At 73.7% G+C, this 12117-nt stretch carries 12 protein-coding genes and 1 pseudogene; 2 read left to right on the top strand and 11 right to left on the bottom strand.

Features of this window, described 5'->3' with window-relative positions:
- Window positions 1-26 precede the first annotated feature (26 nt).
- From ACIA79_RS10155 to ACIA79_RS10165, 3 genes are all read right to left on the bottom strand, one after another.
- Window positions 27-734, bottom strand: coding sequence for a transglycosylase SLT domain-containing protein (locus ACIA79_RS10155; RefSeq protein ID WP_399427705.1), 708 nt, complete (start codon window positions 732-734; stop codon window positions 27-29).
- A gap of 371 nt (window positions 735-1105) precedes the next feature.
- Window positions 1106-2428, bottom strand: coding sequence for a PhoH family protein (locus tag ACIA79_RS10160; protein ID WP_399427706.1), 1323 nt, complete (start codon window positions 2426-2428; stop codon window positions 1106-1108).
- A 273-nt stretch (window positions 2429-2701) separates the two neighbouring features.
- Window positions 2702-3463, bottom strand: coding sequence for an isoprenyl transferase (locus ACIA79_RS10165; RefSeq protein WP_399427707.1), 762 nt, complete (start codon window positions 3461-3463; stop codon window positions 2702-2704).
- 158 nt (window positions 3464-3621) lie between these two features.
- On the opposite strand from ACIA79_RS10165, the gene mgrA reads away from it, so the two are divergent.
- The gene (mgrA, locus tag ACIA79_RS10170) at window positions 3622-4659 is read left to right on the top strand and encodes an L-glyceraldehyde 3-phosphate reductase (protein ID WP_399427708.1); all 1038 of its coding nucleotides are present in this window, start codon (window positions 3622-3624) and stop codon (window positions 4657-4659) included.
- 354 nt (window positions 4660-5013) lie between these two features.
- Here the strand turns inward: mgrA and ACIA79_RS10175 are convergent, their stop codons facing one another.
- Window positions 5014-6522: a DUF2079 domain-containing protein gene (locus ACIA79_RS10175; RefSeq protein ID WP_399427709.1), complete on the bottom strand. Its 1509-nt coding sequence runs from the start codon at window positions 6520-6522 to the stop codon at window positions 5014-5016.
- Window positions 6523-6612: 90 nt separating this feature from the next.
- Window positions 6613-7449: a prepilin peptidase gene (locus tag ACIA79_RS10180; RefSeq protein ID WP_399427710.1), complete on the bottom strand. Its 837-nt coding sequence runs from the start codon at window positions 7447-7449 to the stop codon at window positions 6613-6615.
- An 80-nt stretch (window positions 7450-7529) separates the two neighbouring features.
- On the opposite strand from ACIA79_RS10180, the gene ACIA79_RS10185 reads away from it, so the two are divergent.
- Window positions 7530-7895 carry a DUF192 domain-containing protein gene (locus tag ACIA79_RS10185; protein WP_399427711.1) on the top strand — a complete coding sequence of 122 codons (366 nt, stop codon included), beginning with the start codon at window positions 7530-7532 and terminating at the stop codon, window positions 7893-7895.
- Here the strand turns inward: ACIA79_RS10185 and ACIA79_RS10190 are convergent.
- The 6 genes and pseudogenes from ACIA79_RS10190 to ACIA79_RS10215 form a co-directional block, all read right to left on the bottom strand.
- A complete protein-coding gene (locus ACIA79_RS10190) occupies window positions 7882-8703 on the bottom strand; it encodes a hypothetical protein (protein WP_399427712.1) in 822 nt (273 codons plus the stop codon). The genes ACIA79_RS10185 and ACIA79_RS10190 overlap by 14 nt on opposite strands.
- Before the next feature lie 56 nt (window positions 8704-8759).
- Window positions 8760-9890: a hypothetical protein gene (locus tag ACIA79_RS10195; RefSeq protein ID WP_399427713.1), complete on the bottom strand. Its 1131-nt coding sequence runs from the start codon at window positions 9888-9890 to the stop codon at window positions 8760-8762.
- Window positions 9891-9898: 8 nt separating this feature from the next.
- Window positions 9899-10774 carry a hypothetical protein gene (locus ACIA79_RS10200; RefSeq protein ID WP_399427714.1) on the bottom strand — a complete coding sequence of 292 codons (876 nt, stop codon included), beginning with the start codon at window positions 10772-10774 and terminating at the stop codon, window positions 9899-9901.
- Window positions 10771-11103 (bottom strand): hypothetical protein, encoded by a 333-nt coding sequence (locus tag ACIA79_RS10205; protein WP_399427844.1) that lies wholly within the window; start codon window positions 11101-11103, stop codon window positions 10771-10773. Before ACIA79_RS10205 ends, ACIA79_RS10200 begins: the two co-directional genes overlap by 4 nt.
- Window positions 11104-11227: 124 nt before the next feature.
- A pseudogene (locus ACIA79_RS10210) lies at window positions 11228-11572 on the bottom strand (polymorphic toxin-type HINT domain-containing protein); the annotation flags it as partial.
- Window positions 11573-11746: 174 nt separating this feature from the next.
- On the bottom strand, window positions 11747-12115 hold the full coding sequence (locus ACIA79_RS10215; protein WP_399427715.1) for a hypothetical protein: 369 nt from the start codon (window positions 12113-12115) through the stop codon (window positions 11747-11749).
- Window positions 12116-12117 lie beyond the last annotated feature (2 nt).

Raw genomic sequence — 12117 nt, forward strand, 5'->3', positions numbered from 1 at the left:
TCAGCGGGGCCGGCGAGGCGAGTGGCCTAGTACCAGTGGTTGGCCTGCCAGAAGTTCCAGGCGCCGCACGGGCTGCCGTAGCGGTCGTTCATGTAGTTCAGGCCCCACTTGATCTGCGTGGCCGGGTTGGTCTGCCAGTCGGCGCCGGCGGACGACATCTTGGAGCCGGGGAGCGCCTGGACGAGGCCGTACGCGCCGGACGAGGGGTTCGTCGCGCGGTAGTTCCAGCTGGACTCGTGGTCCACGATGTTGCTGAAGCACTGGAACTGGTCGCCCGGGACCATCTGACGGGCCATCGCCTGGACCTCGGCGATGGAGTACGAGGACTGCGGCGCGAAGCTGGTCGCCGAGCGGACCTCGGTGCGGCTGGCGCGCTCGCGCTCCTCGCGCTCCTCGCGTTCCTTCCGCTCCTGCTCGGCCTTCTCCTCGGCGGCTTCCTTCTTCGCCTGGGCGTCCTTGGCGGCCTGGAGGCGGGCGGCTTCCTCGGCGGACTTCACCGCGGCGGAGTCGGCCGCGGCGGCCTGCGCCTCGGCCTGCTGCGTCAGCGACGAGACCTGTACCTGGGCCTGCTGGCCGACGGGGATGTCCGCAAGGAGCGTCGTGTCGGCGGCAGCGGCCTCGAAGTTGTTGTCCGAGGGCTGGGCGTTGCCCGAGGCAACTCCGACGACGGCGCCGACAGTGGTGACCGCGGTGGCCGACGCCACCGCGAATCCCCGGACCGAGATCCGGCTCACACGGTTTCCTTCCAGCATCGCCCGCTTAGGTGACCTCGCGGACGAAATCGTGCCCCTGGCGCTGGTCCCCCCACTGCTGGGTCACGGGGGACACGGGCCCGGTGGGCAACTCCCTTGCGGGAGTGCCGCGTGGTGCTCGGGCGGCATACGGCGAGCAAGTCTTGAGTTGTTACAGGTGTGCCGTATGCGGGGCCTGACGGAAGCAAGACTCTGCCCGACGGCGATACCGCAAGGCAATTCTTCGTTGCGTGTGAAAGCTCACACGCCGCTCCGCCGGGACGATTTACGGAAAGGGGTCGCACGGCGCGGCGCCGCCCGGCTAAGCTCTCGCGCTTTGCCGGGCGGCGCAATTACCTTTCGGACAGGAGAGGTTAAATCGCCCCGTCCTCCAGCATTTCAGTCACGAGCGCCGCGATCTGCGAGCGCTCGGAGCGGGTCAGCGTCACGTGCGCGAAGAGCGGATGGCCCTTCAGCTTCTCGACGACGGCGACGACTCCGTCGTACCGGCCGACCCGCAGGTTGTCGCGCTGGGCGACGTCATGGGTGAGGACGACCCGGGAATTCGCCCCGATACGGGACAACACGGTCAGCAGGACGTTGCGTTCCAGCGACTGGGCCTCGTCCACGATGACGAACGCGTCATGGAGGGAGCGGCCGCGGATGTGGGTGAGCGGGAGCACCTCCAGCATGCCCCGGCCGAGGATCTCCTCGATGACCTCCTTGCTCGCCACCGCTCCGAGCGTGTCGAACACCGCCTGCGCCCAGGGGCCCATCTTCTCGGCCTCGGTGCCCGGCAGGTAGCCGAGCTCCTGGCCCCCGACGGCGTACAGCGGCCGGAAGACCATCACCTTCTGGTGCTGGCGCCGCTCCAGGACGGCCTCCAGCCCCGCGCACAGCGCGAGCGCCGACTTGCCCGTACCGGCGCGGCCGCCCATGGAGACGATGCCGACGTCCGGGTCGAGGAGCAGGTCCAGCGCGATGCGCTGCTCGGCGCTGCGCCCGCGGATGCCGAACGCCTCCCGGTCGCCCCGTACCAGGCGTACGCCGCCGTCCGCCGAGACCCGGCCCAGCGCCTTGCCCCGCTCCGACTGGAGCACGAGACCGGTGTGCACCGGCAGCCCGGCGGCCTCGGGGACGTACAGCGACTCCTCGCCGTACAGCAGGTCGATCTGCTCCGCCGTCAGGCGCAGTTCCGACATCCCGGTCCAGCCGGAGTCGGTGATGGCGAGCTCCGCCCGGTACTCCTCGGCGAGCAGGCCGACCGACGACGCCTTGATGCGCAGGGGCAGGTCCTTCGACACGACCGTGACGTCGTACCCCTCGGCCTGGAGGTTGCGCGCGACCGCCAGGATCCGCGAGTCGTTGTCCCCCAGGCGGTAGCCGGCCGGGAGGACCCCCGGATCCGAGTGGTTGAGCTCCACCCGCAGGGTCCCGCCGAGATCGCCGATCGGCAGCGGGGCGTCGAGGCGGCCGTACCGGACCCTCAGGTCGTCCAGGAGGCGCAGGGCCTGCCGGGCGAAGTAACCCAGTTCCGGGTGGTGCCGCTTGGCCTCCAGTTCCGTGACCACCACGACGGGGAGCACGACCTCGTGCTCGTCGAAGCGGGCCATGGCCCCGGGGTCGGCCAGCAGGACGCTGGTGTCGAGAACGTAGGTGCGCCTGTCGTTGAGGCGGCGCTTTGAGCTGTTCACCACGGAAGGACCTACCCCCTCAGGTGAGGTCGGGTGCGACTGCGACGGCGTCGCGGGGGGATGGGGCCGGGCTCTGGCCACGATGCGCGGGCCGGGCTCCGGCCCTCCGCGCCGCCCGTACACGTCCTGCACGGTCGTCCTGGTGCAAAGGGCCTCCCGGGCGAGCGGGCTTGATTACCGCTCACTCTGGAAGGGATATGCCCGCGAACGCGCGGCGCCATGCCATGGCATATGACGACGCGCCGGTGAACAGGTGGTGACAGCCGTGAGCGGGGGTCAGGTGCCGTAGCGGCGGTGGCGCGCGGCGTAGTCGCGCAGGGCGCGCAGGAAGTCGACCTTGCGGAAGGCCGGCCAGTGGACCTCGCAGAAGTAGTACTCCGAATGGGCGCTCTGCCAGAGCATGAAGCCCGACAGGCGCTGCTCGCCGCTGGTGCGGATGACCAGGTCGGGGTCGGGCTGGCCGCGGGTGTAGAGGTGCTCCGCGATCAGGTCGATGTCGACGACCTCGGCGAGCTCCTCGAAGCTCGTCCCCTTCTTCGCGTGCTCCAGCAGCAGCGAGCGGACCGCGTCGGCGATCTCCTGCCGTCCGCCGTAGCCCACGGCGACGTTCACGAGTATTCCGGTGCGCCCGCGGGTGACCTCCTCGGCCTCCTTCAGCACGGCCTGCGTCCGGGCGGGCAGCAGGTCCAGCGTGCCCACGTGGTGCACCCGCCAGCGCCCGTCGGCGGCGAGGGCGCGGACCGCGTCCTCGATGATGCCGAGCAGCGGCACGAGCTGCTCCTCGGGACGGTTGAGGTTGTCGGTGGACAGCATCCACAGGGTGACGACCTCGACGTCCGTCTCGTCGCACCAGCCCAGCAGCTCCTGGATCTTGCTCGCGCCGGCCTTGTGCCCCTGCTCCGGCGTGCCGCCGGACGCCTTCGCCCAGCGCCGGTTGCCGTCGAGGATGACGCCGATGTGCTTGGGCACCTGGGCGTGATCGAGGCGGCCTTCCACCCGGCGTGCGTAGAGCCTGTACACCAGGTCGCGCAAGTTCACCGATCTCACCTCTCGATTGCGTGGGGGCCCGCAGCGGCGTCGGCCCGGGGGGATCGATCCCGGCTCATGCGCGGCTGTCCCCGAAGCGGCCACATTACTGCGCGGGGGTCACGGCGGCCCAACCCGGTCCGTCACAAGTCCGTGATAAGGAGAGAGCTGTGACTGATACCCCCGCATACCGCCCCGCCGACGACCGTTACGACACCATGGAGTACCGCCGGACCGGCCGCAGCGGCCTGAAGCTGCCCGCGATCTCGCTGGGCCTGTGGCACAACTTCGGCGACGACCGCACGCTCTCCTCGCAGCGCGCGATCCTGCGGCGCGCCTTCGACCTCGGCGTGACCCACTTCGACCTGGCCAACAACTACGGGCCGCCGCCCGGTTCCGCCGAGCTGAACTTCGGCAAGATCTTCGCCCAGGACTTCACCCCATACCGGGACGAGATGGTCATTTCGACCAAGGCGGGTTATCTGATGCACCCGGGCCCGTACGGCGAGTGGGGCTCGCGCAAGTACCTGCTGTCCTCGCTGGACGCCTCGCTGCGGCGGATGGGGCTCGACCACGTCGACATCTTCTACTCGCACCGCTTCGACAAGGACACCCCGCTGGAGGAGACGATGGGCGCCCTCGCCTCCGCCGTGCAGCAGGGCAAGGCGCTGTACGCCGGCGTCTCCTCGTACAGCAGCGCCCAGACCGCGGAGGCGGCGCGGCTGCTGCGGGAGATGGGGGTCCCGGCGCTGATCCACCAGCCGTCGTACTCGATGATCAACCGCTGGACCGAGGAGGACGCCCTCCTCGACACCCTGGAGGAGGCGGGCATGGGCTGCATCGCCTTCGCGCCGCTCGCCCAGGGGCTGCTGACCGACAAGTACCTCACCGGCATCCCCGAGGGCTCCCGGGCCACCCAGGGCAAGTCCCTCGACCCGAACCTGCTGTCCGAGGAGGTCGTGCGCCGGCTGCGGGGCCTGGACGAGATCGCCCGCCGCCGCGGCCAGTCGCTGGCCCAGCTGGCGCTGACCTGGGTGCTGCGGGACGAGCGGATGACCTCGGCGCTGATCGGCGCGTCCAGCGTGACGCAGCTGGAGCAGAACATCGCCGCGCTCGCCGGGCCCCCGCTCACCGAGGAGGAGCTGAAGGAGATCGACTCGTACGCGGTGGACACCGCCGGTACGAACATCTGGGCCGCGCGGAGCTGAGCGGTCCGGCCGCGGGGCGCCCGGAGGGCCCGCCTCCTGCGCCGGTGCGCCGGTGCGCCGGTGCGCCGGTGCGCCGGTGCGCCGGTGCGCCGGTGCGCCGGTGCGCCGGTGCGCCGACGGAAACGGGCCGGTCCGTGGGGGGGATACGGACCGGCCCGAGGGGGGGTTTCCACCATAACCCTTCGTAAGGGATGCTGCGTGCCACGACAGGCCGCAACTACGCTGCGAATGCGCGGGGCGGCGCTGCGGACACGGCATGCGGCCGTAGGGCCCCCGGTTCCCGTCCTCCCGAAGGGGGACCCCGGCCCCGCGGCGCGGCGTTGACGGCCCGGGCCGGGCCTCGCCCTCACGCCCTCAGGGGCGGCCGCGCCGCAGGAGGGTGATGCCGTCGCGGTGGGCGACGCGCTCGTAGCCGTACTCCTTCTGCGCCGCCGACAGTTCGGCCAGCTGCTGCTGGAGCGGGTAGGGCCAGTGGCCGCTCCGGTACGGCCAGGCCTCGGGCGGCCGGCGGTCGAAGACGATCCACTCGGCGGTGGGGCGCGGCAGGCGTTTCCTGTCGTACTCGTAGAGCCGGCCCGCGACCGGGAAGGCCGGGAAGACGACGACCGTGCAGCGCGAGGTGAGCTGGGGGACGAGCCGGTTCGACGCGGCGACGGTCGCGCCGTCGGGGATCCTCGCGAGCAGCGCCCGGGCCGCCGCGACGTGGGGGGTCGTGCGCCAGGTGGCGCGCTGGGCGAGCAGCGCCAGCGGGAACGACGGCAGCATGACCATCGTCACCGCGAGGACGGTGGCGAGGGAGGCGCGCACGTGCCGGGCGGCGAGCGGGCCGGCGTCGCGCCGCCACGGGGTCAGCGCGTCGATCAGCCCGGCGAGGACGACAGGCATGAGCACGGCGCTGTAGTGGAAGGCCGTGCCCCAGTGGAAGGCGTTCTGCGACAGCATCCGCCAGGCGAGCGTCGGCACCGCGATCAGGGAGAGCGGGGAGCGCAGGGCGAGCAGCGCGGACGGGGCGAAGACCAGCACCAGGGTCATGGCCTTGATGTCGGGGCGCAGCGCGTCGAGCGGGGCGTGCGCGAGCGTCGAGAGCAGGGAGCCGCGCCCCTCGTCGAGGTTGCCGCCGTGCGCGTACGAGCCGCCGGGGTGGAAGGCGGGCAGCAGCAGCATGACCTCGACGGCCGAACCGGTGATCCCGGCCAGGGCGGTGGCGATGCCCAGCCGCCGGGGACCGCCGCGCCAGGCGATGTACGCGCCGACCGCGGCGACGGTCAGGCCCAGGTCCTCCTTGACCAGCAGCATCGGCGCGGCCCAGGCGACGGCCGCGCGCCAGCGCCGGCGGCCCAGGGCCTCCAGACAGAAGGAGAGCAGCGGAACGGCGAGCGCGACCTCGTGGAAGTCGAAGGCGGCGGCGGAGGCGATGCCCCAGCTCAGCCCGTAGGCGGCGGCGACGGCGTGGGCGGGCCGGCGGCCGAGCGCGCGATCGGCCCAGCGGGCCAGCGGGACGACGGCGACCGCGAGCAGCGCGGACTGCGCGACGAGCAGGCACAGCGGCGAGGGCCACAGCCGGTACAGCGGTGCGAGGGCCGCCAACAGCGGGTGGAAGTGGTCGCCCAGCAGGTTGAACCCCTCGCCGCGCAGCGGGACGACGGGGGCGCGGAGTTCGGCGTACGCCCGTACGGCCTGCTCGAAGATGCCGAGGTCGTAGCCGGTGGTCCGCAGGAGCTGGTGGCGGCGTACGGCGACGGTCGCGTACAGCGCGCACAGCGCCGCGGCCCATCCCCAGGTGAGGAGCCGGGGGGTGGTGGGGCGCGCGGTGACCGGGACGACGACGGGCAGCGAGGCCTTTTTGTCGAGGAGTGTCCGCATACGCCGGATGCTAGGCGCCGACGGGCCCCGCCCCGGTGAGGCGGTCGCCCAGGTCGCCGCCGTCCACGGGGAGCCCGGCGCGGCCGGTGGTCACCCCGCGGCCGGTACGGCGGTGAACGCCCCCAGCAGCAGCGCCGGCAGCGCCCCGCCGATCATGAACGGCCCGAACGGGATCGCACTGCGGCGGTTCGCCCGGCGCAGCACGATCAGCACCACCCCGTACACCGCGCCGAAGAGGAAGCCGGCGAACGCGCCCGCGAAGAGGATCCCCCACCCGTACCAGCCGAGGGCCGCCCCCAGCGACAGCGCGAGCTTCACGTCGCCGAAGCCCATGCCGTCGGGGTGGATCACGAACAGGGCGAAGTAGGCCGCGCCGAGGGCGAGCCCCCCGAGCAGCGCGGCGGGCCAGGACCCGGCGTGCCCCGGCAGCAGCGCGGCGACGCCGAGGAGTCCGGCCGCGGCGCCGGCCAGCGGCAGCGTCACCCGGTCCGGCAGCCGGTGCACCCGCACGTCGACGGCGGCCAGCAGCACCGCGAACGGCGCCAGCAGCAGCCACACCGCCAGCTCCGGCCGCGGTCCCGTCGCGGCGGCGAGCGCCGCGCACGCGAGGGCCGTCACCACGGGCAGGGCGGGAGCCCCGGCACCGGCCGGGGAGCCGGCGCGGCGCTCGGGCCGCACGCCGCCACCGCCCACCGGCACGGCCACCGCGCAGGGCGCGCACCGCGCGGGCCCGAGCCAGCCGCGGGCGGGACCGGTGAACGGGTGCCCGGCGGGGCAGGCGTCGCGCCACGCCTCCTCCGGCTCGACCGACAGCCGGTACGCGGCGCGCGGCACGAGCAGCCCGGCGCAGGTGCCCCACAGGGCGGCGAGGGCGATCAGCGTGGCGTACACGCAGCGAACCCTAGGACGCGGCGGACGGCCGGTCATGGGCCCGTGGGCCCACTCCGCCCCGGCCGGGCCCACGGCCCACTCCCGCACCGGCCGGGCCCGCGCTACGGTCGTCGCCCATGGGGAGGTCCACGGCGAAATGGCGCAACGGAACGGCCCGCTTGACGCTGCCCGGCGGTGCCGCGGTCCCGGTCGAGGTGGCCGCGTCGTACGGCACCCGGCGGCGGGGGCTGCTCGGCCGGGACGGCGTCGACGGCGCGATGCTGCTGACGCCCTGCAACAGCGTTCACACCTTCCGGATGCGCTTCGCCATCGATGTCGCCCACCTGGACCGGGAGATGAACGTCCTCGCCGTGACCACCATGCCACCCGGCCGCCTCGGCCTGCCGCGGCCGCGCGCCCGGCACGTGCTGGAGGCGGAGGCGGGCGCCATGGAGCGGTGGGGGCTGCGCCCGGGCGTGCGGCTCGCCATCAGCCGCGGCTGAGCTTCGCCGCCTGCGCCGTGACCAGCGCGGCGGGCATCACCGGGGTCGCCGGGCCCTCGAAGTTGGCGGTGTAGAACGTCGCCACCGTGCCCCCCGAGCGGACCACGTGGAAGACCAGCGGCACGGGATCGCCCTCGAAGGATGCGGTCAGCTGGAACGCCAGGCTGTCGTCACCCGTCTTCACCGGCGGCAGCTCCCGCACGCCGCGATACGCCGACGGCCCGGTCGGACCGGTGGTGGTGAAGCCGTCGCCGCACGCCGTCATCGCGGTGCGGAGGCGGTTGAGGACGGTCGCGGCGCCCTGTCCGCCGTGGCTCGTGAGGAACATCGAGACGGCGGGGCGGCTCTGCGGGTTGGCGCCGGTGATCTGGCGGTACGCGGCGGTCCGGGCGGCCGGTTCGGGCCTGCCGCCCAGGAGCTCGGTGATCGGCCGGCACGCCGCCTCGTCGGGTGTCTCGCCCCGCGCGGGCGGCGGGTCCATGGGCCCGACGGTGTAGCCGGGGACGTCGGCGGTCGTGAGGATCGCCTGTTCGAGTCCGGCCCCGGTGCGCGGCGTCGGGTCACCCGGCCCCTGCGTGGCGGGCGGTGCGGAGGGGGCGGACGGCCGGGGTGAAGGGGTGCCCGTGGCCGGGGCGGACGGCACGGCGCCGGCCCCCTTGCCGCCCGCGGTGCCCTCGTCGGCGCTCGCGCTCCTGCCGGCGTCCGGTTTCCGCTCCGGTTGCTCCGGGTTCCCGGGCCCGCACGCCGCCGACACCGCCATGAGGGCGGCGGCGGCCGCGGTCGTCCCCCGCCTGGTGCGCCTGGTCATGAGCGGACGCTAACAACGCACCCCCGGCCGGGGCATGGGCCCACGGGCCCAAACCCCTACGGAGGCCCGGGTCCGAGCAGGGTGAACGCCCCGTACGCCCCGGAGGCGAGCGCCAGCACCGTCAGCACCAGGACCAGGGTGCGGTCGCGGAGCCGGGCGAGGGCGACCGCGGCCGGCAGCAGCAGCGGGAACGCGGGCATGATCAGGCGGGGCCGGGACCCGAAGTACGCGGCGCCGACGAGCGAGATGACGACCACCGCGATGCCGTACACGAGCACCGGCAGCGGCTGGCGCTGCCGGACGCACAGCCACACCAGCCAGCCCAGCAGCGCCAGCGCGGCGCACAGCCCCACCCCGGCGAGCGGGTTCGGCCCGGTGAGGTTCTCTCCGACGAAGCGGGCGAGGGCGACTCCCCCGTCGATGCTGTTGCCCCACGCGGCCTGCACGTCGAAGTACGCGGTGGGGCTGCCCTCCCGCACGGCGACGAAGACGACGTACCCCAGCCAGCCCAGCGGCGCGAGCAGCACGCCCGCCGCCATCCGCAGGGCGGGGCGGCGGTCCCGGAGGACCGCGGGGTCCCGGAGGACCGTCACGACCGCCGTGACGCAGAGGGCCGCGATCAGCGCGGCGGCCGTCGGCCGGGTCAGCCCCGCCGCCACCGCGAGAGCGCCCGCCCCGATCCAGCGGCCGCGCAGCACGGCGTGGAGCGACCAGGCGGCGAACGCGGTGAACAGCGTCTCGGTGTACGCCATCGACTGCACGAACGCCGTCGGGTACACGCCCCAGAGCACCGCCAGCACCACACCGGCGCGCCGCCCCGCCACCCGCGCCCCGACCGCGTAGATGCCCCAGGCGGCGGCGAGCGAGGCGGCCCACGCCACGACCAGCCCCGCCCCGGCCGCCCCGATCGGCAGCACGGCGGCGAGACCCCGCTCCAGGGCGGGCAGCAGCGGGAAGAACGCCAGGTCGGAGTGGACGCTCCCGTCGGGGAGCCGGACCTCGTGCCCGTAGCCGTGCTCGGCGATCCGTACGTACCAGACGGCGTCCCAGCGGCCCTTGAGCCGGTGCAGGGCGTCCTCACCGGCGACGGCGGCGGCGATCCCGAAGACCGCCAGACCCACCGCCCGTACCGCCGCGTACCCCCACAAGGCGGGCGCGGCCCCGCCGGTCAGTCTGCGCTCGGACATGCGGTCGATTATGTCCAGGGCAGGCGCACCGGCCTGCGGTGCCACCACCAGGCGCGGTCGAGGACCGCCGCGCCGGACCGCGTGAGCCGCCCGGGCAGCTCGCCGCCGTCGTCGCGGGTATGGGCGCGGAAGACGCCGTCGAGCTCCTCGGCGGCGCGGGCCGGCGGTTCGCCGAGCGGGGGAGGTACGGTGGCCAGCTGCTCGGCCAGGACGTCCCGGGTCCGCAGGTCCTCCAGGTACAGGTCCAGCGGGTAGCGGCCGACCGGCGCCCAGCCGGCCGCCATCCGGCGCACCAGCCGCTCCCAGAGCAGCAGCGCGTCCCGCGACCGGCCGGCCGGGCCCTGCGCGGGCGCGGTGCCGTCGGGGCCGAGGGCGGCGGTGACCGCCTCGGTGGCCGGGACGGGGATCCGCTGCGCCCGGTACACCTCGGCCAGCAGCTCCACACGGGCGTCCGGCAGCTGGGGCACCGGCGCTTCGACGGCATCGACGGTGTGGACCGGCTCCTCGTCGTCCGACGCGTACAGGCGGGCGCGGGTGACCGTGCCCGCGGGGGTGGCGGCCCAGTACGCCGACGGATGCGGCACGTCCGTCGCCGGGTACAGCACGGTGGTACCGGTCGCGGCGGCGACGCGGCGGGCCGCCGCCGGCTCGTCCGGCGCCCCGGGGACCGCGTCGTCGGAGACGTACACGTCCCAGGACAGCGCCACGTCCCCGAGGAGCTCCCGGTAGCCGCAGAGCACGGGTGCGTCCCCGTTCCGGCCCGCCGGGTCGGTGTCCTCGTCCGCGACGTCCACGTCCGCCACCGGCACGCCGACCGCACCGGCCGGCGCCGCCGCCATGCGGGCGGGCTCGGGCCGGTGGACGGTCAGGAAGGGGTAGATCACGGATAGGTCCCGTCATAGATCTTCTTGGCCTTCCCCACGATCCCAGGGTTGTTCGCGAACCGCGGGTTGCGTGTCAGGGCGGGCACGTCGGTCCTGCCGACGGCCTTGGCGATCTCCTTGAGCGCCGCGTACTCGTTGCGGTCGAGTTCGACGAGCCCGTTGCCGGAGATCGGGAAGGTCCGGCCGTTCTCCTCGACACCGTACTTGTGCCCGTTGATCTCGTACGCGCTGCCGTTGTCGACGAACTTGCCCCTGCCCTCGGCGATGCCCTTGATGTCGGCGTCGACCTCGGCCTCCCGGCCCTTGAGGATGACGGTGTTCTTCTCCATTCACCATGCCGTTCCTGGCACCGGCGACGGTGTGGCGCCGGTGCGGCGGCTTCAGCTTCTCGCCCGCCGCGGGCCCCTTCACGCTCGGGTCGGTCTCCCACTCGCACTGGTTGTTGTGCACGAGGGCGTACGCCGCACCGCCGACGCCCGCGTAATAGGTGTGGAGGCCCTCGACCGTGAGGTCGTGCGTGGTCCGCCGTTCGGTGAACCGTGCGACCGACGTGACCTCCAGCGCCGCGCCGCCGGGCAGCCGCAGCGTGTCACCGGCCGCGATGTCCCCCGCGTCCGCCCACCGATCGGAGCCGGCGAGCCGGAACGGGTGCGTGTCGGTGGCGGTGAGGGTGCCGGCGGGCGTGGTCAGCCGCGTGAAGTGTTCGTCGTCGTACGTCGTGAAGGAACGGGTGACGGTGCGCGGGAGGGTGAGCCCGGTGTCCGGGTCGCTCGCGAGAACCTGGTCCCCGATGCGCACCGACTCGATCGGGGCACCGACACCACCGGCGAGCAGGACCCGCGTACCGGGCGGGAAGCTGTGGCTGACGGGGCAGGTGGTAGGTGGCCGACGCTAAAAGCGCCGGCCATTGAAGTCGTGGGCCCGCGGGCCCAGTCCGGGTCTCGCTTCCCCCGCACCGGGCGATGCGCCGGACTACGCGCCCGAGGCGGCCACCAGGTCGTCCTTCGTCGTGGTGTCGTCGATCGTGGTGTCGAAGCTGTAGCCGTCGTCGCAGAAGACGACGCCGATGTCCTTCGGGACGAGCTTGCGGTACCAGAGGGCGAGGTCGGCCACCAGGCCGATGTCGCCGTCCAGGTAGATGCACCGGCCGTCGACGTGGGTGTGCCCCTCGACCTGCTCGCCGCCCCGCTCCAGCTGCCACTCGATGTCGCGCACCTTGGAGCCCTCGGGGGGCTGCCGGCGGTGGATCGCGGCATCGGGCCACTCCGCCGCCAGCGACGCGACGAGCACGTCCTGGCCGACACTCCACTCGTCGCTGTCGAACACCACCAGATACGTCATGC

This window comes from Streptomyces sp. NPDC051310, assembly GCF_044455245.1.
GTDB lineage: Bacteria > Actinomycetota > Actinomycetes > Streptomycetales > Streptomycetaceae > Streptomyces.